The 24,635-nt window shown below is 67.7% G+C and carries 25 protein-coding genes; 12 read left to right on the top strand and 13 right to left on the bottom strand.

Annotated elements, in window-relative coordinates; genetic code table 11:
* The first annotated feature begins 121 nt into the window (after positions 1–121).
* From FZ983_RS20930 to FZ983_RS20915, 4 genes are read left to right on the top strand one after another with little or no spacing between them, the layout of a single operon-like run.
* Complete coding sequence (locus tag FZ983_RS20930; RefSeq protein ID WP_149225588.1) at positions 122–1,408, top strand: 3-deoxy-D-manno-octulosonic acid transferase; 1,287 nt, start codon at positions 122–124, stop codon at positions 1,406–1,408.
* Positions 1,409–1,436: 28 nt separating this feature from the next.
* On the top strand, positions 1,437–2,435 hold the full coding sequence (gene lpxK / locus FZ983_RS20925) for a tetraacyldisaccharide 4'-kinase (protein ID WP_149225457.1): 999 nt from the start codon (positions 1,437–1,439) through the stop codon (positions 2,433–2,435).
* Positions 2,419–3,315 carry a lauroyl acyltransferase gene (locus FZ983_RS20920; protein ID WP_149225456.1) on the top strand — a complete coding sequence of 299 codons (897 nt, stop codon included), beginning with the start codon at positions 2,419–2,421 and terminating at the stop codon, positions 3,313–3,315. The genes lpxK and FZ983_RS20920 overlap by 17 nt, the downstream gene beginning before the upstream one ends.
* Before the next feature lie 30 nt (positions 3,316–3,345).
* Complete coding sequence (locus tag FZ983_RS20915) at positions 3,346–4,008, top strand: LysE family translocator (RefSeq protein ID WP_149225455.1); 663 nt, start codon at positions 3,346–3,348, stop codon at positions 4,006–4,008.
* 31 nt (positions 4,009–4,039) lie between these two features.
* Here the strand turns inward: FZ983_RS20915 and FZ983_RS20910 are convergent, their stop codons facing one another.
* Positions 4,040–4,885 carry a BglII/BstYI family type II restriction endonuclease gene (locus FZ983_RS20910; protein WP_149225454.1) on the bottom strand — a complete coding sequence of 282 codons (846 nt, stop codon included), beginning with the start codon at positions 4,883–4,885 and terminating at the stop codon, positions 4,040–4,042.
* A 191-nt stretch (positions 4,886–5,076) separates the two neighbouring features.
* Between FZ983_RS20910 and FZ983_RS20905 the strand changes: the two genes are divergently transcribed.
* From FZ983_RS20905 to FZ983_RS20885, 5 genes are all read left to right on the top strand, one after another.
* Entirely contained in the window at positions 5,077–8,175 is a 3,099-nt protein-coding gene (locus FZ983_RS20905) for a DUF3369 domain-containing protein (RefSeq protein ID WP_149225453.1), read from the top strand.
* Positions 8,176–8,401: 226 nt separating this feature from the next.
* A complete protein-coding gene (locus tag FZ983_RS20900) occupies positions 8,402–9,253 on the top strand; it encodes an electron transfer flavoprotein subunit beta/FixA family protein (RefSeq protein WP_149225452.1) in 852 nt (283 codons plus the stop codon).
* Between the two features lie 25 nt (positions 9,254–9,278).
* Positions 9,279–10,358 (top strand): electron transfer flavoprotein subunit alpha/FixB family protein, encoded by a 1,080-nt coding sequence (locus tag FZ983_RS20895; protein ID WP_149225451.1) that lies wholly within the window; start codon positions 9,279–9,281, stop codon positions 10,356–10,358.
* Positions 10,359–10,386: 28 nt separating this feature from the next.
* Positions 10,387–11,688 carry an FAD-dependent monooxygenase gene (locus FZ983_RS20890; RefSeq protein WP_149225450.1) on the top strand — a complete coding sequence of 434 codons (1,302 nt, stop codon included), beginning with the start codon at positions 10,387–10,389 and terminating at the stop codon, positions 11,686–11,688.
* Positions 11,685–11,978, top strand: coding sequence for a ferredoxin family protein (locus tag FZ983_RS20885; RefSeq protein ID WP_149225449.1), 294 nt, complete (start codon positions 11,685–11,687; stop codon positions 11,976–11,978). The genes FZ983_RS20890 and FZ983_RS20885 overlap by 4 nt, the downstream gene beginning before the upstream one ends.
* 83 nt (positions 11,979–12,061) lie before the next feature.
* On the opposite strand, the gene FZ983_RS20880 is transcribed toward FZ983_RS20885, so the two are convergent.
* A complete protein-coding gene (locus tag FZ983_RS20880) occupies positions 12,062–12,466 on the bottom strand; it encodes a response regulator (protein WP_149225448.1) in 405 nt (134 codons plus the stop codon).
* 295 nt (positions 12,467–12,761) lie between these two features.
* Between FZ983_RS20880 and FZ983_RS20875 the strand changes: the two genes are divergently transcribed.
* A complete protein-coding gene (locus tag FZ983_RS20875) occupies positions 12,762–13,064 on the top strand; it encodes a hypothetical protein (protein WP_149225447.1) in 303 nt (100 codons plus the stop codon).
* Between the two features lie 132 nt (positions 13,065–13,196).
* Here FZ983_RS20875 and FZ983_RS20870 read toward each other — a convergent pair whose 3' ends face one another.
* From FZ983_RS20870 to FZ983_RS20845, 6 genes are all read right to left on the bottom strand, one after another.
* On the bottom strand, positions 13,197–13,532 hold the full coding sequence (locus FZ983_RS20870) for a nitrogenase-stabilizing/protective protein NifW (RefSeq protein WP_149225446.1): 336 nt from the start codon (positions 13,530–13,532) through the stop codon (positions 13,197–13,199).
* A 13-nt stretch (positions 13,533–13,545) separates the two neighbouring features.
* Complete coding sequence (gene cysE / locus FZ983_RS20865) at positions 13,546–14,355, bottom strand: serine O-acetyltransferase (RefSeq protein ID WP_348771067.1); 810 nt, start codon at positions 14,353–14,355, stop codon at positions 13,546–13,548.
* Positions 14,356–14,378: 23 nt separating this feature from the next.
* Positions 14,379–15,500 carry a homocitrate synthase gene (nifV, locus tag FZ983_RS20860; protein ID WP_149225444.1) on the bottom strand — a complete coding sequence of 374 codons (1,122 nt, stop codon included), beginning with the start codon at positions 15,498–15,500 and terminating at the stop codon, positions 14,379–14,381.
* 250 nt (positions 15,501–15,750) lie between these two features.
* Positions 15,751–16,956 carry a cysteine desulfurase NifS gene (gene nifS, locus FZ983_RS20855; RefSeq protein WP_149225443.1) on the bottom strand — a complete coding sequence of 402 codons (1,206 nt, stop codon included), beginning with the start codon at positions 16,954–16,956 and terminating at the stop codon, positions 15,751–15,753.
* 15 nt (positions 16,957–16,971) lie between these two features.
* Complete coding sequence (gene nifU / locus FZ983_RS20850) at positions 16,972–17,895, bottom strand: Fe-S cluster assembly protein NifU (RefSeq protein ID WP_149225442.1); 924 nt, start codon at positions 17,893–17,895, stop codon at positions 16,972–16,974.
* 57 nt (positions 17,896–17,952) lie between these two features.
* Positions 17,953–18,348: an iron-sulfur cluster assembly accessory protein gene (locus FZ983_RS20845; protein ID WP_149225441.1), complete on the bottom strand. Its 396-nt coding sequence runs from the start codon at positions 18,346–18,348 to the stop codon at positions 17,953–17,955.
* Positions 18,349–18,670: 322 nt separating this feature from the next.
* On the opposite strand from FZ983_RS20845, the gene FZ983_RS20840 reads away from it, so the two are divergent.
* On the top strand, positions 18,671–19,183 hold the full coding sequence (locus FZ983_RS20840) for a hypothetical protein (RefSeq protein ID WP_149225440.1): 513 nt from the start codon (positions 18,671–18,673) through the stop codon (positions 19,181–19,183).
* A 146-nt stretch (positions 19,184–19,329) separates the two neighbouring features.
* Here the strand turns inward: FZ983_RS20840 and FZ983_RS20835 are convergent, their stop codons facing one another.
* Positions 19,330–20,460, bottom strand: coding sequence for an alkene reductase (locus FZ983_RS20835; protein WP_149225439.1), 1,131 nt, complete (start codon positions 20,458–20,460; stop codon positions 19,330–19,332).
* Positions 20,461–20,611: 151 nt separating this feature from the next.
* On the opposite strand from FZ983_RS20835, the gene FZ983_RS20830 reads away from it, so the two are divergent.
* A complete protein-coding gene (locus FZ983_RS20830; RefSeq protein WP_149225438.1) occupies positions 20,612–21,277 on the top strand; it encodes a TetR/AcrR family transcriptional regulator in 666 nt (221 codons plus the stop codon).
* 3 nt (positions 21,278–21,280) lie between these two features.
* On the opposite strand, the gene rarD is transcribed toward FZ983_RS20830, so the two are convergent.
* From rarD to purB, 4 genes are all read right to left on the bottom strand, one after another.
* Positions 21,281–22,207 carry an EamA family transporter RarD gene (rarD, locus tag FZ983_RS20825; RefSeq protein ID WP_149225437.1) on the bottom strand — a complete coding sequence of 309 codons (927 nt, stop codon included), beginning with the start codon at positions 22,205–22,207 and terminating at the stop codon, positions 21,281–21,283.
* A 175-nt stretch (positions 22,208–22,382) separates the two neighbouring features.
* Positions 22,383–22,724 (bottom strand): Grx4 family monothiol glutaredoxin, encoded by a 342-nt coding sequence (gene grxD, locus FZ983_RS20820; RefSeq protein WP_149225436.1) that lies wholly within the window; start codon positions 22,722–22,724, stop codon positions 22,383–22,385.
* A 110-nt stretch (positions 22,725–22,834) separates the two neighbouring features.
* A complete protein-coding gene (locus tag FZ983_RS20815) occupies positions 22,835–23,074 on the bottom strand; it encodes a BolA family transcriptional regulator (RefSeq protein ID WP_012973287.1) in 240 nt (79 codons plus the stop codon).
* A 158-nt stretch (positions 23,075–23,232) separates the two neighbouring features.
* The gene (gene purB / locus FZ983_RS20810; RefSeq protein ID WP_149225435.1) at positions 23,233–24,528 is read right to left on the bottom strand and encodes an adenylosuccinate lyase; all 1,296 of its coding nucleotides are present in this window, start codon (positions 24,526–24,528) and stop codon (positions 23,233–23,235) included.
* Positions 24,529–24,635 lie beyond the last annotated feature (107 nt).

Below are 24,635 nucleotides of genomic sequence, written 5' to 3'. Positions count from 1 at the left end.
ACCGGCCCCTGTTACGGAACGCGTGCCGCGTGCTAAGGTGCCGCCGGGCGCGCTGCCGGTGTTCCGTATCAGGGGGACCGGCAACGCGCCCGTTGTCGTCCGTCTCCTGTTCCGGGCCTTGATGCTGCAATCCCTATACCGTGGCCTGACGACCGTCGCCGGGCCGGCGGTGCGCCTCTATCTCGACCGCCGCCGCGCCGCGGGCAAGGAAGACCCCGTGCGTCAGGCGGAGCGGTTCGGCACGCCCTCGCGCCCGCGGCCGGCCGGACCGCTGGTGTGGATCCATGCGGCCAGCGTGGGCGAGGCGAATTCGGTCCTGGTCCTGATCGGCCGGCTTCTGGAGGACGCGCCCGACCTGTCCGTGCTGATGACCACCGGCACCGTCACCTCGGCCGAACTGATGGGACGGCGGCTGCCGGAGCGGGCGATCCACCAATATGTGCCGGTCGATCTGCCGGATGCCGTCGACCGTTTTCTCGACCATTGGCGCCCCGACGCGGTGCTGTGGACGGAATCGGAGATCTGGCCGAACCTGCTGGCCGGCATCCGCGCTCGCGCCATCCCCGCCGCCCTGGTCAATGCCCGCATGTCGGAGCGCAGCTTCGCCCGCTGGCGCAACGCGCCGGGCTTCGTCGGCGGCCTGTTGTCCACCTTCCAGATCACGCTGGCCCAGACCGAAGGCGATGCGGAGCGGCTGCGCCGGCTGGGTGCCGCGGGCGTCGCCAGCGTCGGCAATCTGAAATTCTCCGCCGAGCCGCCGCCCGCCGCCGCCGATGCGATGGAGCCGTTGCGCGCAGCGCTGGACGGCCGGCCGGTCTGGCTGCTCGCCAGCTCCCATCCGGGGGAGGAGGAGATCGCGGCAGCGGTCCACGCGTCGCTGGCTCCGGCTCTGCCCGGCCTGCTGACGATCATCGTCCCCCGCCATGCCCATCGCGGCGAGGCCGTCGCCGAACTGATGCGGTCGCGCGGACTGCCGGTGCTGCGGCGGACGGACCGCCATCTGCTGCCGGGGCCGGAGCATGCCGTCTATGTCGCCGACACGATGGGCGAGCTGGGACTGTTCTACCGCGCGGCCCCGGTCGTGTGCATGGGCGGCTCCTTCATCCCCCATGGCGGACAGAATCCGGTGGAGCCGGCGCAGCTGGGATGCGCGGTGCTCTATGGCCCGCACATGTTCAATTTCGGCGAGATCACCCACATGCTGGAGGCCGCCGGCGGCGCCCTGCCGGTCGCGGACGGCGAGGCGCTGACCCGCGAGATCCGGCGGCTGCTGACCGATGACCACGCGCGCGACCGCATCGTCGCGGGTGCCGCGCGGGTGACGGCGGACAACCGGCGGATCATCGACCGCGCGCTGGCGGCGCTGTCCCCCGTGCTGGGCACCGCCGGCATTCCGACCGCCGCCTGAGGGATGAGCGTGAGGGGATGACTGGCCCGTGAAGACCCCCGCCTTCTGGTACAGGCCGCCCGGTGTGGCATCCTCCCTGCTGGCGCCGCTGGGCGCACTCTATGGGCTGGCCGGACGGCGGCGCATTGCCGGGACCGTTCCGCAACGGGTCGCGGCGCCGGTGGTCTGCGTCGGCAATCTGGTGGCGGGCGGTGCCGGGAAGACGCCGGTCGGGCTGGCGCTGATCGCCGTATTGCGCGGCCACGGCATTTCCGCCCATGCACTGACCCGCGGCCATGGCGGACGGGAGGCCGGGCCTCTGCAGGTCAATCCGGCCCGCCATACTGCGGCCGATGTCGGCGACGAGGCTCTGCTGCTGGCCGGTGCCGCTCCCTGCTGGGTGGCGCGCGACCGGGTGGCGGGGGCGCAGCGTGCGGTCGCCGCCGGGGCGGGGGCCATCGTCATGGACGACGGGTTCCAGAACCCGGCCCTTTACAAGGATTTGGCGCTGATCGTCGCCGATGGCGCGGTCGGCTTCGGCAACGGGCGGCTGGTGCCGGCGGGGCCGCTGCGCGAACGGGTGACCGACGGCCTCGCCCGTGCCGATGCGCTGGTGATCCTGGGGGAGGACCGTCATGGCCTCGCGACGCTGGCGGGCGGGCGTCCCGTGCTGAAGGCATGGCTGGAGCCCGATCCCGATGCCGCCGCCCGGCTCGCCGGCCGCGACGTCCTGGCCTTCGCCGGCATCGGCCGCCCGGAGAAGTTCTTCGCCACGCTGGAGGCCCTCGGCGCCCGCGTGGTGGAGCGTGCGCCCTTCGCCGACCACCATCCCTACCGCCCGGACGAGGTCGCGGCCCTGATCGACCGCGCCGCGGCGACGGGCGCCTTGCCCGTCACCACCGCCAAGGACGCCGTACGCCTGCCGCCGGAGCTTCGGGGCAGGGTGGACGTGCTGCCCGTCTCGGTGCGCTGGGAGGATGGGGGGGCGCTCTCCACGCTGCTGTCCCCTATGCTGTTGAAAGGAAGCCCCGATGGCCAAGCCGCGTAGCCCGCTGCAGCAATGGCTGACGCGCAATGTCGGCTACAAGCTGGAGGCGGTGCTCGTCCATGGCGTCTGCGCACTGTTCCGGGCGCTGCCGCTCGACCGCGCGTCGGCGCTCGGCGGCTGGATCGGACGGACGGTCGGGCCGTTGCTGCCCAACAGCGCCCGTGCCCGCCGCAACCTGACCCGCGCCTTCCCCGAAAAGAGCAAGGCGGAGATCGACGAGATCCTGAGGGGGATGTGGGACAATCTGGGCCGCACCATCGCCGAGTATCCACATCTGGAGCAGATCGGCCGCGAACGGATCGAACTGGTCGGCATCGAGCATGTCGACATGCTGCGGGAGGACGGCAAGGCGGGCATCCTGGTCTCCGGCCATCTGGCGAACTGGGAGGTGCAGTCCGTCGCCTCCCGCATGCACGGGCTGGAGTTGGGGCTGGTCTATCGCGCGCCCAACAACCCGATCGTCGGCGAGTTGCTGGTGAAGCTGCGCGGAGCGGCGACCGGCACCCAGATCCCCAAGGGGCCGGACGGCGCGCGGATCCTGCTGCGCCACCTGACCAAGGGCGGCCATGTCGGCATGCTGATCGACCAGAAGATGAACGACGGCATCCCGGTCCCCTTCTTCGGCCGCGACGCCATGACGGCACCGGCCGCAGCCGTCCTCGGCATGAAGATGCAGCTGCCGCTGTGCCCCGCGCGGACCGAACGGCTGGAGGGCGCGCGGTTCCGCGTCACCGTCCTGCCTCCGGAGGAATACCCGACCAGCGGCGACCGCAACGCGGATGCGCGAATTCTGATGGAACGGCTGAACCGTCTGTTGGAGGATTGGATCCGCGACAAGCCGGCGCAATGGCTGTGGATCCACCGCCGCTGGCCGGATTGACCGCTCCCCACCGCCCGAAGGCCCGCCGCCATGACCCTGCCGCTCGACCCCCATCTGCTGCAACTCTACATGATCGCCGTCTGTGTCCTGGTCCTGGCGCCGGGGCCGGATTCGCTGCTGGTGCTGACCCGCAGCATCGCCGACGGTCGGCAGGCCGGGGTGGTGGCGACGCTGGGCATCTGCGTCGGCAACATGGTGCATGCCCTGCTGGCCGCCGCCGGCATCTCCGCCCTGATCGCGGCCTCGACCACGCTGTTCGACCTGCTGCGCTATGCCGGCGGCGCCTATCTGGCGTGGATCGGCCTGCGGTCGCTGTGGAACGTCTGGGCGAGCCGGGGTGCCGAACCCGCGCCGGCCGTCGAAGCGCCGCCCTCCGCCCGCGCCGGCCGTGTGTTCGTCCAGGCGCTGCTGACGAACCTGCTCAACCCGAAGGTCATTCTGTTCCAACTGGCCTTCGTCCCGCAGTTCATCGCCCCCGCCCTGGGCCATGTCGCGTTGCAGACCTTCATCCTCGGCAGCATCATCTCGGTGCTGGGCGGCATCTATCTGGCCGGCGTCGCCGCACTCAGCGCCGGCGCCGCCCGGCGCGTGCTGTCCAGCCCGCGGGTGCGCACGGCGCTGGACGGCATCGCCGGGGTGCTGTTCCTGGGCTTCGCGGTGCGTCTGCTGCTGACGGACCGGAAGTTTGCGTGAGGGATGGGGAGGGGGCGAGCGCAGCACCCCCTCACCAAAGATCGTCCTCGTCCTCCGCCCCCGTATCGACGTCGAAGGTCGCCGTCTGCCGGACGACAGGGTGGCTGTCTTTCCATTCCTCGAAATCCGACACCACCGCCGGGCGGATGCCCAACGCCAGCACCGGGCAGCCGCCGCCGCGGCCGGCATCCAGCCGGTAGAGCAGCTTCTTCATCCAGGTGGTGCTTGCGCCGTACTTGTTCTGGAAGTTCTTCATCTCCACCCGCCGCGCCACCTCGGTGAACAGCGGGATCAACTCGGCGCTGCGGGTCAGCAGGACGCCGGCGTTGATGATGCCGCATTCGTAGAAGGTGCGGGCGGCGTAGAGGTCGCGGTCGAAGGTCTGGTCCTTGCTGTTCCATTCCAGGTCGAAGGACACGCGTCCCTTCACGAAGTCGATCTTGTGCCCGTCGATGAAGCCGTTGACCTTGTACAGCTCCTCGCGCTGGCGCTGTTCGGTCACGGTCTGGCCGCGGTTCTTGCCGGCGACGCGGCGCTTTTCCTCGTGCGTCACGATCATCTTGGTGATGAACAGGTCGCCGCGGATGCGCGTCTCGTTCCAGCCCAGGGGGTTCAGCATCCGCTCCATCGTCTTGGCGATCTGCGATTTGTTGCCGCCGGATGCCACGATGTCCTCGGTGCGGATGCGGAACTCCATCAGCCGTTCGGTGATCTCGCGGAACTCGGGCGTGCAGGCATAGGCCAGGATGCGGGCGGCGTTGCGGTAGCTGTGCACCTCGTACAGGTCGAGGAAGCCCGGCGGGAACAGGTCGCCCAGGTCGGGATCCCTTGCCTCGATCAGCGGGGCCTTGTCGTGGATGCAGGCAAGCAGGTTCATGACGGCACATGCGCGATGGAAGAGCGGCGCCACCATGGCGGCTGCGGCCGGCCAAATCCACCCTTTCCGCCTGATGGTTGCCGCCTCATGGTGCCGATCGGGGGCCGAACTGGCGGCCTTTCCCGCACCTATGCTAAGGTCGCCCGCGCGCCGGGGTGGAAAAAGCGCGGCAAGTTCGCCGGGGGACCGTGATGAGCGACGAATTCCTGTTCGCGGAGGAGGAACCCGCCGCCGAGGTGGCGGCCGAGGCTGCCGAACCGGTCGAACCCTGGCTGATCCTGATCGTCGACGACGACCCCGCCATCCATGCCACCACCAAGATGGTGCTGCGCGGCTTCACTTTCGAAGGGCGCCCGGCACAGTTCCTGTCGGCCGCCACCGCGGCGGAAGCCCGCGGGGTGCTGCGCGACAACCCGGCCATCGCGGTGATCCTGCTGGACGTCGTGATGGAATCGGACGATGCCGGCCTGCGGCTGGTCCGCTACATCCGCAACGAGTTGAGCAACCGCCGGGTCCGCATCATCCTGCGCACCGGCCAGCCGGGGCAGGCGCCGGAACGCGACGTCATCCTCAGCTACGACATCAACGACTACAAATCGAAGACGGAGTTGACGGCACAGAAGCTGTTCACCTCCGTCGTCGCCGCGCTCCGCGGCTATCAGGACATCACCGCGATCGAGGATCACCGCGAGGGGCTGGAGCGCATCCTCGACGCGTCATCCACGCTGCTGGGCAAGCGGACGATGGCGGAATTCGTGCGCCATGCCGTGGCGCAGATCGTCGGCGTCTGTCCGCCCGCCAATGGAATGACTGTGGGCGGGGTGGCACTGGTCAACCGCCTGTCCGATGGTCCGGGGCCGGCGGAGCCGCTGGTGCTGGGTGGTGCCGGCCGCCATGCCGGGATGGAAGGGACGCCGCTGTTCCTGGCCCTGCCGGACGAGGCGGTGCAGGCGGTGACGGCGGCCCTGGCCGACGGCCGCAACCGGTTCGAGCGCGGGCACAGCGTCCTGGTCTTCCGCTCCGCCACCCGGCGGCACGACACCGCGGTCTATCTCGGCCATGGCCGCGCCCTGACGGTGGATGAACGGCGGCTTCTGGAGGTGTTCTGCGCCAAGGTCGCCATCGGCTTCGACAACGTCCACCTCTATGAAGAGCTGACCGAACTGAACCGCAGCCTGGAAGGCCAGGTGGCGGAGCGCACGCGCGACCTCGTGGCGGCGCGCGAGGCGGCGGAGGCGGCGCGGTCGGAGGCGGAGGCGGCCAACCAGGCGAAGTCGCTGTTCCTGGCCACCATGAGCCATGAGATCCGCACGCCGATGAACGGCATCCAGGGTATGCTGGAACTGCTGGAGCACACCAGCCTGACCGGCGACCAGCGCGAACTGGTCAGCGTCGTGCGGGAATCGGCCGGCGCGCTGCTGACCATCATCAACGACATCCTGGATTTCTCGAAGATCGAGGCCGGCCGGCTGGACCTGGAACGGGTGCCCGTCGCACTGGCCGGCGTGGTGGAGGGGGTGGCCGACACGCTGGCCCCCGGCGCGCGGGCAAAGGGCTTGTCGCTGGTCACCTATGTCGATCCGGACCTGCCGGCCGCGGTGCTGGGCGATCCGGTGCGCATCCGGCAGGTGCTGTTCAACATCGCCGGCAATGCGGTGAAGTTCACCCAGTCCGGTTCGGTGACGGTGCGGGTGGAGCTGGCGCATTTCGACGGCGACCGCGTCATCATCCGGGTGGCGGTGACCGACACCGGCATCGGCATCTCGCTGGAAAACCAAATCCGCCTGTTCCGCCCCTTCACCCAGGCGGAGGTGTCGACCACCCGCCGGTTCGGCGGCACCGGGCTCGGTCTGTCGATCTGCCGGCGTCTGACCGAACTGATGGGCGGCGACATCGGCGTCACCAGCGAACTGAATGTCGGCTCCACCTTCTGGTTTACCTTCGCCGCCGATCTGGTCCCGCAGGAGGATGACGCCTGTCTTCAGCGGGCTCCGTTGCAGGGCGTGACCGTGCTGCTGCTGGCGGCGGATGCGGAGGAGCGCGGATTCCTCGCCCGCTACCTGAACGCCGACGGCGCCCAGGTGGTGGAGGCGGCGGACGCCGACGCGGCGTTGCGCACCCTGCTGCCTACCGCCGCCTGCGACGTGCTGGTTTCGACCTTGGGCACCGACAGTGCTGCACTGGACAGCGACCCGCGTGGCCGGGTGCGCGGCCGGGTGCTGATCGGCGGCGACGCGCTGAACGCCGGCGATGCGGCCACGCTGGGCTCATCCGGGGCAGGGGCCGGGACCGTCGTCCTCGGCCGGCCGGTGCGGCGGACCAGCCTGATCCGTGCCGTTCTGGCCGCCGCCGGACGCATGCCGGCAGGGGAGGGCGGACGGGCCGATCTGCAGCCGGAACCGGAGCCGGCCGCTCCCGCCGCCGGCCGGCGCCGGCTGCCTTCGGTGGAGGAGGAGCGAGCGCAGGGTCGCCTGATCCTGGTGGCGGAGGATCATCCGACCAACCGGCAGGTGATCCAGCGCCAGCTCGCCTTGCTGGGCCATGTCATGGAAACGGCGGAGGACGGCGCCCAGGCGCTCGCCCTGTGGCGGGCCGGCGGCCATGGCCTGCTGCTGACCGACTGCCAGATGCCGGAGTTGGACGGTATCGAGTTGGCCCGCAGCATCCGGGCGGCGGAAGCGGCCGGGGGAACTCCCCGCCTGCCCATCGTCGCCATCACCGCCAACGCGACGGAGAACGAGGCCCAGCTTTGCCTGCTCGCGGGCATGGACGACACGCTGTCCAAACCGGTCAGCCTTGCCGACCTGCGCCGCGTGCTCGACCGCTTCCTGCCGCCGGACGGTTACGCGGAAGGCTGGGCGGCGGAGGAGCCCGACGAGCAGGCCACCTTGCCACAGGAGGCCGCCAATGCTTCGCCGGAGGCCGTCGGGGCTCCACCGCCGGCGCCGCAGGCGGCGGACCTGCCGCCGCTCGACATGGATGCGCTGACCGCGCTGTTCGATGGCGACGCCGACTTCGTCCGCCATCTGCTGGGCGAGTTCGTCACCTCCAACCGCAGCTCCCACCGTTGGCTCATCGATGCGTTGGCGGGCGAAATCTGGGACGAGGTGCGGCAGGCCGCCCACAAGCTGGCGGGATCCTCGCGCACCGTCGGCGCCCGCGATCTCGCCGCCGCCGCCGACGCGGTGGAGATGGCGGTGATCGACCGCCGGCTGGACGGCATCGCCGCCATGGTCGCCCGCGTCGGCATCGAGCTGGACCGCGTTGTCGGCCATATCGAAGCGGTCTGATCTCCTACCCTCGCCGGCTGTAACGAACCCGACATGGCAGCCCCCTTGTCGCCTTTGCGACAAGGTCATGTTGCGTCGCATCTTCGGAAAACTCTGAACATTTCCCGTAGCTTGGCTGGTCTCCGCCCGCTGGCACGCCGCTTGCTGTCCTGGGTGTATCCCGGCCCGGTGCCGGCCCCAAACCCACATGCGCGTCACAGCGAGAGCGGAAGCCAAGGAGAACGGGATGCACATCGTCGTCTGTATCAAACAGGTGCCCGACAGCGCCCAGATCCGCATCCATCCCGTCACCAACACCATCATGCGGCAGGGCGTGCCCGCCATCATCAACCCGTTCGACCTGTTCTCGCTGGAAGAGGCGCTGCGGCTGAAGGATAAGGTGGGCGCCCGCGTCACCGTGCTGACCATGGGGCCGCCGATGGCGGAGACCTCGCTGCGCAAGGCGCTGTCGCTGGGGGCCGACGACGCGGTTTTGCTGACCGACCGCAAGTTCGCGGGCTCCGACACGCTGGCGACCTCCTACGCCCTGACCTCCGCCATCCAGAAGCTGGCCGAGGAGGAGCCGGTCGACATCGTCTTCTGCGGCAAGCAGACGGTCGATGGCGATACCGCGCAGGTCGGCCCCGGCATCGCCACCCGCCTCGGCTTCGAGCAGCTGACCTACATCACCAGGATCGAAGACCTGAACATCGCGTCCAAGGAGATTGTGGTGCAGCGCCGCTCCGAAGGCGGCGTGCAAGTGCTGAAGACGAAGCTTCCCTGCATGATCACCATGCTGGAAGGCACCAACACCATCCGCTTCGGCAAGATGGACGACCTGTTCCGCGCCGCCCGCTACGAGCTGAAGACCTGGAGCCGGGACTTCACCGGGGCCGAAGAGGGCCGCGTCGGCCTGAAGGGCTCGCCGACCGTGGTGTCGAAGGTCTTCGTGCCTAAGCCGCGCGCCGAGAAGGCCAAGATGATCGAGGCCGCATCCGATACGCCCGACGCGATGGCCGCCGCCGCCATCGACGCCATCTTCGCCGCCCAGCCCAAGCTGGCAGACGACCTGCTCGCCCGCGCCGCGGCCGGGCTTTGACGATACACCCGCGGGAGACCCGACGATGAGCGAACCGAGCAAGCCCCAGGGCCGCAAGTTCCAGCTTCCCGAACACCTGAAGGTTTACAAGAACGTCTGGGTGATCGTGGAGCAGGAGCGCGGCATCGTCCATTCCGTGTCGCTGGAACTGCTGGGCGAAGCCCGGAAGCTGGCCGACAAGCTGGGGGTGGAGGTGGGTGCCGTGGTTCTGGGCGCCGAAAGCCCCGACCTGAACCGCATCTGCGGCGACGCCATCAGCTATGGCGCCGACATCGTCTACAAGGTGACGGACCCGGCGCTGGCCGACTATCGCACCGATCCGTATTGCCGTGTGATGACCGAGGTGGTGAACACCCACAAGCCGGAGATCGTGCTGCTGGGCGCCACCACGCTGGGCCGCGATCTGGCGGGCGCCATTGCCACCACGCTGGCGACCGGCCTGACCGCCGACTGCACCGAGCTGGACATCTACGCCGACAACCGATCGCTGGCCGCCACCCGGCCGACCTTCGGCGGCACGCTGCTCTGCACCATCCAGACGCTGGCCTACCGGCCGCAGATGGCGACGGTGCGCCCGCGCGTCATGGCGATGCCGGAGCGCGACGATGCCCGCACCGGTCGCGTCATCGAAATCCAGCCGGACCTGCGCGAAGAGGACATCGTCACCAAGGTCCTGAACTTCATCGCCGACCGCGAACAGAACGAGGCGCAGCTGGCCTTCGCCGACATCATCGTGTCGGCCGGCAAGGGGCTGGGCAAGGTCGAGAACATGAAGCTGGTCTTCGACCTCGCCCGGGTGCTGGGCGCCGAGGTCGGGGTGACCCGCCCGCTGGTCCAGGCCGGTTGGGCCACCAACGACCGTCAGGTCGGGCAGACCGGCAAGACGGTGCGGCCGAAGCTCTACATCGCCGCCGGCATCTCCGGCGCCATCCAGCATCGGGTCGGCATGGAGAAGTCGGACCTGATCCTGGCGATCAACACCGATCCCAACGCGACGATCTTCGACTTCGCCCATCTGGGGCTGGTCGGCGACGCGCTGAAGATCCTGCCGGCGCTGACCGATGCCTTCGGCCGCCGCCTGTCCGTCAACCGCATGGCCGGCTGACCGCCGGACGAGAAAGGAGCCTGTCGACATGGTCGAAAAGTTCGACGCCATCGTCATCGGTGCCGGCCCGTCCGGCAACGCCGCGACCTACACGCTGGCCAAGCAGGGGCTGAAGGTGCTCCAGCTTGAGCGCGGCGAATATCCCGGCGCCAAGAACGTCCAGGGCGGCATCATGTACGCCCACGAGCTGGAGAAGATCATTCCGGACTTCCGGGATGATTGCCCGACGGAACGCCACATCATCGAGCAGCGCGTCTGGCTGCTGGGCGACGACAGCTATGTCGGCACCAACTACCGCTCGGAATCCTTCAACAGCGACAAGCCGAACCGCTACACCATCATCCGCGCCAACATCGACAAATGGTGGGGCGAGCAGATCCGCAAGGTCGGCGGCCTGCAGATCTGCGAGACCACGGTGACGGAGCTGATCCGCGACCCGTCCGGCAAGGTGATCGGCGTGCGCACCGACCGCGAGGGCGGGGAAATCCATGCCGACGTCGTCATCATGGCCGACGGCGTGAATGCCCTGCTGGCCAAGCGCGCGGGCCTTCAGACCGAAGCGGCGCCGGAGAATGTGGCGCTGGCGGTGAAGGAAATCCTCTTCATCGATCCGGAACTGATCCAGCAGCGCTTCGGCATCAAGGAGGACGAGGGCGTCGTCATCGAGATCATGGGCAAGGTGACCAAGGGGATGGTCGGCACCGCCTTCCTCTACACCAACAAGGAATCGCTGACGATCGGCATCGGCTGCCTGATCTCCGACTTCAAGAACGGCGATTGCCCGCCCTACAAGATGCTGGAGGATCTGAAGAACCATCCCGTCATCAAGCCGCTGATCGAAGGGGCGGAGATGAAGGAATACGCCGCCCACATGATCCCGGAGGGCGGCTACAAGGCGGTTCCGCAGCTCTACGGCGACGGCTGGCTGGTGGTCGGCGACGCCGCCCACTTCAACAACGCCGCCCACCGCGAGGGCTCCAACCTCGCCATGGCGTCGGGCCGCATGGCGGCGGAGACGGTGATCGAGCTGAAGGCCGCCGGCAAGGGCTATACCGCGGCAAACTTGGCGGCCTACAAGAAGAAGCTGGACGACAGCTTCATCATGAAGGACCTGAAGAAGTATCGCGAGCTGCCCGGCATCATGCACGGCAACAAGCAGTTCTTCGGCGCCTACCCCGACGAGATCACCTCCGCGGTCCACAACTGGTTCACCGTGGACAGCGTCGACAAGAAGACCAAGGAAAAGCAGATCATGAAGTCCTTCATCAAGCGCCGCTCGGTGATGGGACTGGTCGGTGACGCAATCAAGCTGGTGAGGGCCGTGCGATGAACATGATGGTCAAGGTCGAAGAGAAGCTCTATCAAAACCGCTACATCGTCGACGAGAGCCGGCCCCACATCCAGATCAAGAGCGAGGAGGCCTGCAAGAGCTGCGACAAGCAGGCCTGCACCTTCTGCTGCCCGGCCGCCTGCTACAGCAAGAACGAGACCGGCGGCGTGACGTTGGTGACCGACGGCTGCCTGGAATGCGGCACCTGCCGCGTCGTCTGCCAGGACAAGGCCAATATCGCCTGGGACTATCCGCGCGGCGGTTACGGCATCAGCTACAAGTTCGGCTGATCGGTCTTTTGGAGTCTTCCCCGGAAATGGATGGCCTCCGCGCGGCGACGCGCGGGGGCTGATTTGTCTTGAATAAGGGGCAATCAGCTACCCTTCAACACCCCCGCCGCATGGTCCAGCGCCCGCTGCAGTTCCGCCGGGAAATAGGGCTTGCGGACGAAGCCGAAGGGCTCGCAGTCGGCGGCGCGGTGCCGGGTCTCCGCATCGGCGAAGGCGGAGGTGAAGATGCAGCGGATGCCGGTACGGGCGCGAATGGCCGCGGCGGCATCGATCCCGTCGCGGGGGCCGAGCAGTCGGATGTCCATCATCACGATGTCGGGGCGCAGCCGCTCGGCCGCCCCGATCGCGGCGTCGGCATTGTCCTCGATGCCGATGACGGCAAAGCCCAGCATGCCCAGGACCTCTTCCAAAGCCATGGCGGCGAGACTTTCGTCCTCGACGATGAGGATGCGCAGGGGATGGTCGGAGGCAGGCGTTAGGTCTGTCATCGTACTCGCGCAGGTGCTGTCACAAGAATTCTACAGGAGCCGCGCAGTAGGCGAACCCAAAAAGCGCAGGATTATGACCAATGGTGCGGTCTGCGCCTGATGCATGGCATGGCCGGACAGGCATGACCGCAGGTCGGCGCAGGTGTGCGAGGAGAGATCGCGCACCCTTGTTTTTCACCCCGTCGGCGTACCATCTCTATCGCATGGCTGTTTTCAGGACCGAACAACGCGGACCTGCGCGCGTCCCTTGCGGACCATTGGCGGGGCCGCGCCCTATTCCATGAGGAGGACGGCGATGGACCTGCGTGTCTGTTTCGAAAATATGGAGAACGTCAACGTCAACGACGCGGCGATGATGAAACACTACGCCAAGAGCTATCTGGCGGACTTCGACCCCGAATGGGCCGGATTCATCATGCTGCCCCACGACGAGACCATGCGTGCGACGATGGAGCCCGCCTGGCAGGTTCTGATCCGCGACGCCACGGTGCGGACGGAGCAGGAACTGCTGCGTTACATCGACGAGAATCCGATGGCCGCCTACCACGTCCACGTCTATCGTCGTGACGACGGCACCAACGAGAGCAAGATCCACTGACGGCAAAAGGGGGCGCGACCGGCGCCCCCTTTCTTCCGTTGCTCAGGTCCGGTTCACCGGTGCGGGCGGCTTGGAGTTTGGTGTTTCCGTGTGATTCACGGCTGAAGCGTTTCCGCTTGAACCGATCACACTCTAGCCGACCGGCGACCTCAGCAGGCTGTCCAGCGGGACGAAGCGGTCGGCCATCTTGCGCGCCTCTTCCTTGTGGACCTTGAAGGTCTTCTCCGCGATGGCGTTGGACACCATGAAATCCTGGTAGGCGCGTTCCAGATGGAAGCGGTAGCGCGCCGACATGCCTTCGTCGTCCAGCCCCTCCATCCCATGGTCCGCCGACAAATAGTCGTGGAAGCGCTGCAGGATGTGCAGGCGGTTCACGTTGACCACGCGCTGGTCATAGGTGACGTGGAAGAAGCGCAGGAAATCTTCCGCGGTTTCCAGATCGTCGAGGTCGTCGGTGAAATCGCTCATCGTCGAAGGCTCCTCACGCGTGCTGCTGGGTGGAAGGGGAGGGGCCGCACCCCTCCTGGTCGCAGATGTTGCCACAAGAGCTGCAGGCCACACCGTCCAAACGTATATCGCTGTGCATATCGTTCAGGCGAAATTCCGACAGGCGGATGTTCTTAGCAGGAAACTGTGACGTTTCGGTTGCAGTGTGGGCTTCCAGCCGGGCTTCGATGCGGTTGATGTGGTCGATCAGGCAGGCGATGGCCTTGCCGACCGGGTCCGGCATCAAATGATGTTCCAGGTCGATGTTGTGATCCGATAGCCGGCGTTGAGTCTCCGGCCGCACCACCCGGCCGGGGATGCCGACCACGGTCATGCCCGGCGGCACCGGCTTGGTCACCACCGAATTGGCGCCGACCCGCGCGTTGGCGCCGACGGTGATCGGCCCCAGGATCTTGGCACCGGCCCCGACCAGCACGCCGTCCATCAGCGTCGGGTGTCGCTTGCCCTTGGTCCAGGAGGTGCCGCCCAGCGTCACCCCATGATAGAGCGTCACGTCGTCGCCGATCTCCGCCGTCTCGCCGATCACCACGCCGGCGCCATGATCGATGAAGAAACGGCGGCCGATGCCGGCGCCGGGATGGATGTCGATGTTGGTCACCGCGCGCGCCACATAGGACAGGAAGCGCGCCGGCCAGCGCAGACCCCGCCGCCAGGCCGCGTTGGCGAAGCGGTGGAACACCAGCGCATGGATGCCGGGATAGCAGGTCAGCACGTCGAAGACGTTGCGCGCAGCCGGATCGCGGTCGAACACGCAGGCGACGTCCTCGCGCAGCAGGGCCAGAATGCCCGGAGAGCTTTTGGGCTTGGTCATGTCGCCGCCTCCAGGAAGGCGTGCAGTTCCTCGGGCGTGGGCGGCCGCTTGGCGCGGGTGGCCAGCGCGCGGACGCGCGGCAGCACTGCCTGCGCCGTGGCGTCGTCGCAGGCGATGCCGAGCCGCTCATAGGCCAGCTTCACCGCCGCGGTGCCGGAATGCTTGCCCAGCACGATGCGGTGTTCGCGCCCGACCTCGGCCGGGTCGAAATTCTGGTAGGTGGCGCGGTCGCGCAGCAGCCCGTCGACATGGATGCCGGCCTCATGGGTGAAGACGGCGGCGCCCACGATGGACTTGTTGACGGCGACCGGCCGGTTGGACGCCCGCTCCACCAGATCGCTGATGATGCCGAGCGAGCGCGTCTCGACGCCGGTGTCGATGTGGTAGAGGTGTTTCAGCGACACCACCACCTCCTCCAGCGGCGCGTTGCCGGCGCGCTCGCCCAGGCCGTTCACCGTGGTGTTGACATGGGTGGCCCCGCCTAGCACCGCGGCCAGCGAGTTGGCGTTGGCGAGGCCCAGATCGTCATGGGCGTGGATCTCGATCTCCAGGTCGGTGGCCCGGCGCAGCCGTTCGATGCAGGCGCGCGTCTGGAAGGGGTCGAGCACGCCCAGCGTGTCGGCGAAGCGGAAGCGGCGCGCGCCGGCCTCTTGCGCCACGGTGGCGGCGGCGATCAGGAAATCCATGTCGGCGCGCGACGAATCCTCGCCGCCGACGCTGACCTCCAGCCCATGGTCGCGCGCCTGTTTCACCCGGCGCTCGATCTCCGCCAGCGCCCAGGCGCGGCTGCGCTTCAGCTTACGGGTGATGTGGATGTCGGACACCGGCATGGAGAGGTTGACGAAGCCGACGTTGCAGGACAGCGCCGCCTTCAAATCGGCGTCGTGCATGCGGCACCACACCATCAGTCGGCCCTTCAGCCCCAGCGCGGCCACGGCGCGGATGCCCTCGCGCTCCTCTTCGCCCATGGCGGGGATGCCGATCTCCTGCTCCGGCACGCCAGCGGCGTCGAGCGCGCGGGCGATGGCGATCTTCTCGTCCAGCGTGAAGGCGACGCCGGCGGTCTGCTCGCCATCGCGCAGCGTGGTGTCGTTGATGGTGGCGAAGGTGGTGGGCATGGGGGCACCTCGCATCGTCGTCGCCGATTGCCCCCACCCCGACCCTCCCCCGCTGGGCGGGGGAGGGGGATTGAGCGCATCTTCAGGAGAGCGGCGGCAGTCCCCTCCCCCGCCCAGCGGGGGAGGGTTAGGGTGGGGGCAATCACTGCCCCCAAGTCAGTGTCGCAGGCCGGGCCGGGGACCCGCCCCGACGGGGTGTCGTCGGGCGGGGTGCCGGGACGGGCCATCGACCCGGCCTGCGATTCCGGTGTTACGAATAAACGGGTGCGAACTCTTTGGGCTTGCCGGCTTCCTGCTGCCAGTAGGGCGACAGGCTGCGCAGCTTGGCGATGATGCCCGGCACCACGGCGATCACCCGGTCGATCTCCTCCTCCGTCGTTTCGCGCGACAGCGAGAAGCGGGTGGCGCCATGGGCTGCGGTGTAGGGCACGCCCATGGCGCGCATGACGTGGCTGGGCTCCAGCGACCCCGACGTGCAGGCGGAGCCGGAGGACGCGGCGATGCCGGCCTCGTTCAGCAGCAGGAGGATCGCCTCGCCCTCGATATACTCGAAGGCGATGTTGCAGGTGTTGGGCAGGCGGTTGTCCGGGTTGCCGGTGACGAAGCAGCTCGGCACCGCCGCCAGGATCGCCTGTTCCAGCTTATCGCGCAGCGCCTTCACCCGCGTGTTCTCGTCGCCCATATGGACCAGCGCCAGTTGGGCGGCGGCGCCCAGCCCGACGATGCCCGGCGCATTCTCGGTGCCGGCGCGGCGCGAGCGTTCCTGATGGCCGCCGCGCAGCATCGGGCGGTAGCGCAGGCCGCGCTTGACGTAGAGCGCGCCGATGCCCTTGGGGGCGTGCAGCTTGTGGCCGGACAGCGACAGCATGTCGATGGCGCTGTCGGCGAGCTTCACCGGGATCTTGCCGACCGACTGCACCGCGTCGGTGTGGAAGAGGGCGCCGACCTCCTTCGCCATGCGCGCCAGTTCCTCCACCGGGAAGATCGTCCCGGTCTCGTTGTTGGCCCACATGATGGAGACGATGGCGACCTGGTCGGACAGCGCCGCGCGGTAGGCCTCCATGTCGAGGTTGCCCTTGCCGTCCACCGGGATGCGATGGACCTTGTAGCTGCGCTTCTTCTCCAGATACTCGCAGAGCGCCAGCACGCCGGGGTGTTCGACCACGCTGGTGACGATCTCGCGCTTCTTCGGATAGGCCTCCAGCGCCGACAGGATGGCGGTGTTGTCGCTCTCCGTCCCGCCGGAGGTGAAGACGATTTCGCTGTCATGGGCGGCGCCCAGCAGGGCCTGGACCTGCTTGCGCGCCCATTCGATCTTGCCGCCAACCGCGGCGCCGAAGCCGTGCATGGAGGAGGCGTTGCCGAAATGCTCGGTGAAGAGCGGCAGCATTTCCTGCAGAACTTCCGGATCGACGCGGGTGGTGGCGTTGTTGTCGAGATAGATGCCCTGGCTCATGGCTTGGCGCTCCCCTTAGCCCGCGTGGGCCGGCATGAGGGACGCGGGCTTGACCCGCACGAACTCGCCGAGCTTCTCGACCAGCTTCATCTGCACGCCCATCATCGTGCCGGCCGACTGCGAACAGCCGGAGCAGGCGCCGGAGAGCCGGACGTAGATGTCCTTGCCGTCGATGTCGACCAGTTCCACGTCGCCGCCGTCACGCTGGATCTGCGGACGCATCTCCTCGATGGCGGACATGATGGCCTGCATGCGCTGGACGTTCGTCAACTTGGGCGCCGCGGCCGGTTCGGCCTTCGGTTCCAGCGGCTTGATGGCGTCGAGGCCGACCGTGCCGGGGGTGTGCTTCTTGGCGGGCGTCAGGGCGCCGGTCTTCGCCAGCACCTCTTCCAGCACCTCCTCGATCTTCTCGTGGCAGGTCTGGCAGGAGCCGCCGGCCTTGGTGTAGTGGGTGACCTCCTCCAGCGTGGTCAGGCCGTTGACGCTCACCGCGCGCTCGATCATGGCGGCGTCGATGCCGAAGCATTTGCAGACCAGCTCGCCTTCCTCATGATCGTCTTCCCACGCCTCGCCCTTGTAGTTGGCGATGGCGGCGCGCAGCGCCTCGGCGCCCATGACGGAGCAGTGCATCTTCTCCGGCGGCAGGCCGCCCAGATATTCGGCGATGTCGCGGTTGGTCAGCGTCAGCGCCTCGTCCACCGTCTTGCCGATGATCATCTCGGTCAGCGCCGAGGAGGAGGCGATGGCCGAGCCGCAACCGAAGGTTTGGAACTTCGCATCGAGGATGATCTGGGTGTCGGAATCGACCTTCAGCATCAGACGCAGCGCGTCGCCGCAGGTGATGGAGCCGACCTCGCCGACCGCGTTGGCGCTGTCCAGGACACCGGAGTTCTTCGGGTTGAAGAAGTGTTCCTTGACCTTGTCGGTGTAGTTCCACATGTCGCTGCTGCCTTTCCGTGGGGTGCGCGCCTAGGGGAAGAGTGTCCGGAAGCGGGATCAGTGAGTGGAGTAAGGGGCCGACGATCCGCAGCTGGACGGGGAGGTGGAGCAGGAGCCGCCCCCGCCTTCACCGGCCGAGAAGGACTTGCCGCAGCCGCAGCTGCTTGTCGCGTTCGGGTTGTCGAACTTGAAGCCGGAGCCTTCGATGCCCTCGACGAAATCGACCACCACGCCGGACAGGAGGGGCTGGCTGTTGGCGTCGACGAAGATGGTGACCGGGCCGAAGCTGAGCACCGCGTCGTCATCGCCGGCCGCCGCCTCCAGACCCATCTGGTATTTCAGGCCGGCGCAGCCGCCGTCGGTCACGGCGATCCGCAAGCCGGCCGCCGCACCGCCCGACTTCGCCAGGACCTGTTCCAGGGTGGAAACCGCCGCATCCGTCAGAGTCACCATGTCCCGCCTCCTCAAGCCGCGTAGCCGGGGGTGCCGGCCGATCTTACGGGGAATAGAGCAAGCGGTGTGCCAAACAGGCAAAGCATTGATTTGCAATGATTGTCAGATCGGAGGGGCGTGGCGATAGTCCGACAATGTTTCGCCTTCCAACGTTTTTGTCGGGTTTGGCGCGTGTCGGCTTTGCGACAGCCGCGACACTTCGCCGCACAAAAATATTGTGGTCTTTCCCTTTGCCCGCGCGCCTACCATGTGGCGTCGTCGGTGCGCCGGATGGTTGATTTTCTCAACAGAAAATCCAGGCAGCGGAAAGGCGAGGGAAGCGATGAGCGACGAACCGATCGAACTCAGGATGTCGAACGGCCGCATGGCCTTCGGCGACGTGCCCGAACAGATCGACGAACTTTTGCAGGAGGCGGTGAAGGCCCGCGACGTGCCGGAGGTCTGCGAGTCACTGCTGTGGGAGGCGCATCGCAAGGGGCCGCGGGTGCTGCCGGTCTTCTATGCGCTCTACAAATTCTACTTCAACCGCAAGAAGCTGGCGGAAGCGGAGCGGGTGGCCCGCATCGGGCTGGATGCCGCCGCACTCCAGGGCGGCTTTCAGGCGGACTGGTCGCAACTGACCGCGGACTCCACCGACTGGACGGCGGCCGGGCCGCCGCGCTTCTTCCTGTTCACCATGAAGGCCCTCGCTTTCATCGAGCTGCGCCGCCACAACCGCGACAGGGCGCTGGCGATCCTTGCCAAGATGGCGGAGATCGACCCGGCCGATCAGGTCGGTTACGGCACCATCGCCGCCTTGGCCCGCGGGCTGGACGGAGAGGGTGGGACGGCGTAGAGGCCGGCTCCACATAAAAAAGCCCCCCGGCCCAGGGGGGAACCGGGCCGGGGGCAGCGGGGATTTGCGTCTCACGACGCTCTCACGACGCGCTCTCACGTCGAGAGCAATTGCGGCCCCGCCGGGGCAGGGGGGCCGCAATCCGGTCAGGCTGCGACGGATTCCAGGGCCGGATAGTCGGTGTAGCCCTTGGCGTCGCCGCCGTAATAGGTGGTGCGGTCCGGCTCGGCCAGCGGCGCATCAGCACGGAAGCGCACGGGCAGGTCCGGGTTGGAAATGAAGGCCTCGCCGAAGCTGACCGCATCGGCCTCACCCTTGGCGAGTGCTGCGTCGGCATCGCCGCGGCTGTAGCCGCCATTCAGGATGAACGGACCCTTGAAGGCGGTGCGCAGGGCGGACGCCACATGCGGCGCCCCCTCCGGCGGGGCCATGTGGTGGCCGGGCCGTCCCTCGATCACATGCAGATAGGCGAGGTTGAAGGGATTCAGCGCCTTGGTGATCGCCAGGAAATGCGGCAGCGGGTCGCTGTCCTTCATGTCGTTGAACACACCGGTCGGCGACAGGCGGACGCCGATGCGGTCGGCGCCGACGGCATGGGCCGTGGCCTCCAGGATCTCCAGCAGGAAGCGGCAGCGGTTCTCCACCGTCCCGCCATACTGGTCGGTGCGGGTGTTGGTGCTGTCGCGCAGGAACTGGTCGATCAGATAGCCGTTGGCCGCGTGGATCTCGACGCCGTCCAGGCCGGCATCGAACACCGCGCGCTTGGCGGCATCGGCGAAATGGCGGACCAGACCGGGAATCTCGGAAGTGTCCAGAGCGCGCGGCACCGGGAAGGGCTCCATGCCGGCACCGGTGTAGAGCTGACCCTTCGCCGCGATGGCCGAGGGGGCGACCGGGGCGGCACCGTTCGGCTGGAAGCGCGGGTGGGAAATGCGGCCGACATGCCAGAGCTGGGTGACGATCCGCCCGCCTGCATCATGCACGGCGTCCGCCACTTTGCGCCAAGCCAGCGTCTGCGCGTCGGTGTGGATACCCGGCGTGTTGGGATAGCCCTGGGCGGTGTCGCAGACCTGCGTCGCCTCGGTGATGATCAGGCCGGCCGAGGCGCGCTGCGCATAATACTCGGCCGTGAGCCCGGTCGGGCAGTTGCCCTCGCCGGCGCGGCTGCGGGTCATCGGCGCCATGACGACGCGGTTCGGCAGCTCGATCGCGCCGAGGCGCAGCGGCGTGAACAGATCGGGAGCGGCGGTGCTGTGCGTGTCGATGCTCTGCGGCATGGCGGGAATACCCCCTGTTGGGCAATAGACTTATAGGATGGTCGGCTTGTATGTATGTGAATACATACTTGAACCGGAGCCTGCCGCTTGTCAAGTATGTATCTGCATACTTATTATGAAGCTGACGGGACGCACCGGAGAGGAACGGGTTTTGGACACAAGCAAGGACGCGGACGGTTGCTGCCCGGGCAGCGGCGCCACTGACGGCGCCTGTGAGGGTGGGGCGCGCAAGCGCGACCGTGCCGCGACGGAAGGCGCGCTGCTCGACGCCGCCAAGCTGGTGTTCGCCGAGCGCGGTTTCGACGCGGCGACGACGCGCGAGATCGCCGGGCGGGCCGGGGTCAACGAACAGCTGATCCAGCGCTATTTCTCAGGGAAGAGCGGGCTTCTGCTGGCGGTGGTGGAGCGTTATTGGCGGGAGGAATCGGGCGGCTGCCACCTGCCGCCGCCGGACGAGGATCTGGAGACCGATCTCGCCCGTTTCCTGCACGCGCAGTTGAAGCACAGCTGGGAATGCCGCGACTTCACCCGCGTGGTGCTGGCCCGCGCCCTGGTCGATCAGGCGGTGGCGGACGAGATGGCCCGCACCCTGTCGCAGAGCCGCATTCCCTGCCTGCTCAAGCGGCTGGAGGGGTTCCGCGACCGTGGCGCCATCGCCGCCGACGCCGACCTCGCCAATGTGGCGGCCGGCATCGCGACGCTCAGTTTCGGGCTGGGCTTCCTCGATCAGGTGGTCTTCGGCCGCGACGATGCCGGCATCTGCGCCATGGTCGGCACGCTGTCCCACACCATCGCCCACGGCCTGACGCCGCGGTAACGGTTACTCCGCGGCAGTTGCGGCACGGGCTGAGGCGCGGTGGCTGTGCACCGCGTCGGCGGTGAAGACGGCCAGCGCCACCCAGATGCAGGCGAAGGTGATGGCATGGCTGCGGGTGAAGGCCTCGCCATAGACCAGCACGCCCAGCAGAAGCTGCCCGGTCGGCCCGACATATTGCAGCAGACCCAGCGTGGTCATGGTCAACCGGGTCGCACCGATCATGAACAGCACCAGCGGCACCGCGGTCATCGGCCCGGCCAGAACCAGCAGGGTGCTCTCGCCCCATTCATGGCCGAAGGCCCCGCTTCCGCCCAGCCACAGCAGATAGCCGAGGGCGGCCGGCAGCAGCAGCGCGGTTTCCACCAGCAGGCCGACCACCGGATCGACCGCCGCCTTCTTGCGCACCAGCGCATAAAAGCCGAAGGAGAGCGCCAGCGACAGGGCGACCCAGGGCACGGCGCCATAGCTGACGACGAGACTGCCGACGCCGGCCGCGGCGATGGCGACCGCCAGCATCCGCCCGCGGCTGAGCCGTTCGTTCAGGAACAGCACGCCCAGCAGCACATTGACCAGCGGGTTGATGAAGTATCCAAGGCTGGCCTCGACCAGCCGGCTGTTGACCACCGCCCAGATGAAGACGGTCCAGTTGGTGGTGACCAGCAGCGTGGTGACCAGGAACACGCCCAGTTGGCGCCAGCTTCCCACCGCTGCCAGAACCGCCGCCGGCCCGCGGGTGGCCAGCACGCCGATGCCGACCAGCACCACCGTCCAGACCACGCGGTGCGCCACGATCTCCACCGCGCCGACGTCGCCCAGCGATTTGAAGAAGACCGGATTGACCAACCCCCAGATAAGGTAGGAGGACAGCGCCGCGACGAATGCCGCGGTTGTGGAGGTCGGGGCCTTGGTGGGGGGCGGGGTCTGAACCATACTGCTCGTTTAGCACATTGTTTGTGCAATCCGGCAGCGGGCGGACGAACATGGCCGGGCTGCGCAACCGGCATCACTCCCGCCCCGCGCCCTGTTCACTCAACAAAATGTTCACTCGACAAAAAACCCCGCCGAAGCGGGGTTTCTCGCTCTGGTCCCTAAGATCCGGGCCGCGTCAGGCGGTGGCGCCGGTGGCGACGCCCTTGTCGGCCAGCAGGGTCTGCAGCTCGCCCGATTCGTACATCTCGCGGACGATGTCGCAGCCGCCGACCAGCTCGCCCTTGACGTAGAGCTGCGGGAAGGTCGGCCAGTTCGAGTATTCCTTCAGACCCTGGCGCAGGCCCGGATCCTCCAGGATGTTGACGCCCTTGAACTTGACGCCGGTGTGGCTCAGCACTTGGACGACGGCGGCGGAGAAGCCGCACTGCGGGAACACCGGGGTTCCCTTCATGTACAGCACGACATCGTTGCCCTCGATGTCCTGCTTGATGCGCTCGACGACGTTCTGATCGACCATGACTCGATAACCCTTCCGATTTGGTCCGGCTGTGCCGGGACCATGTCCGTTGCGACTTGTATTCAGGCGCCTTCCGGCATCCGTCCTCAGGCGCCCTCGGGCATCCGTACTCAGGCGCCTTCCGGCACCGCGGTGGTCAGCGCCAGGGCGTGCAGTTCGCCGCCCATCTTGCCCTGCAGGGACGCGTAGACCATCTGGTGCTGCTGCACCCGGCTCTTGCCCTTGAAGGCGGCGGAGGTGACGAGCGCGGCATAGTGGTCGCCGTCGCCCCGCAGATCCGCGATCTCGACGACCGCGTCCGGGATGCCCTCCTTGATGAGCTTTTCGATCGTGGCGGCTTCCATCGCCATGGGTCCAATCCTCGTTCTGTTCAGGGCTCTGTTCAGGATTGCCCCGCCCGGGCACATGCTTCTCAGGATAGAGTAGGTGCGGCCGGGCCGTTTGTCATCCACCGGCAAGTATTTGCCGCCCTGCGGAAGACGCCATGACGGCCCGCGCCATCAGAAGGTCACTCGCCGAACACGCGCTTGAACACGGTGTCGACATGCTTGGTGTGGTAGGTCATGTCGAACATCGGCTCCAGCTTGTCGCGTCCGATATGCTTGGCGATGTCGGGGTCGGCCGACAGCAGATCCAGATAGTTGCCGCCCTTTTCCCACACCTGCATGGCGTTGCGCTGCACCGCCTTGTAGCTGTCCTCGCGGCTCATCCCGGCCTGGGTCAGCGCCAGCAGCACGCGCTGCGAGAAGACCAGACCGCCCAGATCGTCCAGGTTCTTCTGCATGCGCTCCGGATAGACCACCAGCTTTTCCATCATGCTGGTCAGGCGCACCAGGGCGAAGTCGAGCGTGACGGTGGCGTCGGGGCCGATCATCCGCTCGACCGAGCTGTGCGAGATGTCGCGCTCGTGCCACAGCGCCACGTTCTCCAGCGCCGGGACCACGGCGGAACGCACGATGCGGGCCAGACCGGTCAGGTTCTCCGACAGGACCGGGTTGCGCTTGTGCGGCATCGCCGACGAGCCCTTCTGGCCGGGGTGGAAGTATTCCTCCGCCTCGCGCACCTCGGTACGCTGCAGGTGGCGGATTTCCGTGGCCAGATTCTCGATGCTCGACGCGATCACGCCCAGGACCGAGAAGTAGAAGGCGTGGCGGTCGCGCGGGATGACCTGGGTCGACACCGGCTCCACCGACAGGCCCAGCTTGGCGGCGACATGCTCTTCGACCCGCGGGTCGATGTTGGCGAAGGTGCCGACGGCGCCGGAGATGGCGCAGGTGGCGATGTCCTGGCGCGCCTGGACCAGACGCTCGCGCCCGCGGGCGAAGGCGGCGTAATGGCCGGCCAGCTTCAGGCCGAAGGTCGTCGGCTCGGCATGGATGCCGTGGCTGCGGCCGATGGTGACGGTGTCCTTGTGCTCGTACGCCCGGCGCTTCAGCGCGGCCAGCAGGGCGTCCATGTCGGCCAGCAGCAGGTCGGCGGCCTGGGTCAGCTGCACGGCGAGGCAGGTGTCCAGCACATCCGACGAGGTCATGCCCTGGTGGACGAAGCGGGCCTCGGGGCCGACATATTCGGCGAGGTTGGTCAGGAAGGCGATGACGTCGTGACGGGTCTCGCGCTCGATCTCGTCGATGCGGTCGATCTCCCACTTGCCGCGCTCCCACACCGCCTTGGCGGCCTCCTTCGGGATCACGCCCAGCTCGGCCTGCGCGTCGCAGGCATGCGCCTCGATCTCGAACCAGATGCGGAAGCGGTTTTCCGGCTCCCAGATGCGGGCCATTTCGGGGCGGGTATAGCGGGGGATCATCGGCACTCTCCGGAGGATGCGGGCGCTGGATTGAGGGTGGCTTGCGGGTCTCATTGCACGCGCGCGCGACCATAGCGGCGTGGGCTTGCGTTTTAAAGCCTCGCGAT

Origin of the sequence: Azospirillum sp. B21 (assembly GCF_008364825.1) — a bacterium.
Classification (GTDB): Bacteria; Pseudomonadota; Alphaproteobacteria; order Azospirillales; family Azospirillaceae; genus Azospirillum.
The sequence above is the reverse complement of the archived record's forward strand: the minus strand, read 5'-3'. Positions and strand labels throughout refer to the sequence as shown.

Coding starts and splice junctions, on each gene's coding strand:
- FZ983_RS20840 (WP_149225440.1), top strand. CDS start 18,671: ATGAGCGACGAACCGATCGAACTCAGGATGTCGAACGGCCGCATGGCC.
- FZ983_RS20870 (WP_149225446.1), bottom strand. CDS start 13,532: ATGAGCGATTTCACCGACGACCTCGACGATCTGGAAACCGCGGAAGAT.
- FZ983_RS20875 (WP_149225447.1), top strand. CDS start 12,762: ATGGACCTGCGTGTCTGTTTCGAAAATATGGAGAACGTCAACGTCAAC.
- FZ983_RS20905 (WP_149225453.1), top strand. CDS start 5,077: ATGAGCGACGAATTCCTGTTCGCGGAGGAGGAACCCGCCGCCGAGGTG.
- FZ983_RS20910 (WP_149225454.1), bottom strand. CDS start 4,885: ATGAACCTGCTTGCCTGCATCCACGACAAGGCCCCGCTGATCGAGGCA.
- nifV (WP_149225444.1), bottom strand. CDS start 15,500: ATGCCCACCACCTTCGCCACCATCAACGACACCACGCTGCGCGATGGC.
- FZ983_RS20845 (WP_149225441.1), bottom strand. CDS start 18,348: ATGGTGACTCTGACGGATGCGGCGGTTTCCACCCTGGAACAGGTCCTG.
- FZ983_RS20890 (WP_149225450.1), top strand. CDS start 10,387: ATGGTCGAAAAGTTCGACGCCATCGTCATCGGTGCCGGCCCGTCCGGC.
- FZ983_RS20815 (WP_012973287.1), bottom strand. CDS start 23,074: ATGGCGATGGAAGCCGCCACGATCGAAAAGCTCATCAAGGAGGGCATC.
- FZ983_RS20885 (WP_149225449.1), top strand. CDS start 11,685: ATGAACATGATGGTCAAGGTCGAAGAGAAGCTCTATCAAAACCGCTAC.
- rarD (WP_149225437.1), bottom strand. CDS start 22,207: ATGGTTCAGACCCCGCCCCCCACCAAGGCCCCGACCTCCACAACCGCG.
- FZ983_RS20930 (WP_149225588.1), top strand. CDS start 122: ATGCTGCAATCCCTATACCGTGGCCTGACGACCGTCGCCGGGCCGGCG.
- purB (WP_149225435.1), bottom strand. CDS start 24,528: ATGATCCCCCGCTATACCCGCCCCGAAATGGCCCGCATCTGGGAGCCG.
- grxD (WP_149225436.1), bottom strand. CDS start 22,724: ATGGTCGATCAGAACGTCGTCGAGCGCATCAAGCAGGACATCGAGGGC.
- nifS (WP_149225443.1), bottom strand. CDS start 16,956: ATGAGCCAGGGCATCTATCTCGACAACAACGCCACCACCCGCGTCGAT.
- nifU (WP_149225442.1), bottom strand. CDS start 17,895: ATGTGGAACTACACCGACAAGGTCAAGGAACACTTCTTCAACCCGAAG.
- FZ983_RS20900 (WP_149225452.1), top strand. CDS start 8,402: ATGCACATCGTCGTCTGTATCAAACAGGTGCCCGACAGCGCCCAGATC.
- FZ983_RS20880 (WP_149225448.1), bottom strand. CDS start 12,466: ATGACAGACCTAACGCCTGCCTCCGACCATCCCCTGCGCATCCTCATC.
- FZ983_RS20920 (WP_149225456.1), top strand. CDS start 2,419: ATGGCCAAGCCGCGTAGCCCGCTGCAGCAATGGCTGACGCGCAATGTC.
- FZ983_RS20915 (WP_149225455.1), top strand. CDS start 3,346: ATGACCCTGCCGCTCGACCCCCATCTGCTGCAACTCTACATGATCGCC.
- FZ983_RS20835 (WP_149225439.1), bottom strand. CDS start 20,460: ATGCCGCAGAGCATCGACACGCACAGCACCGCCGCTCCCGATCTGTTC.
- FZ983_RS20895 (WP_149225451.1), top strand. CDS start 9,279: ATGAGCGAACCGAGCAAGCCCCAGGGCCGCAAGTTCCAGCTTCCCGAA.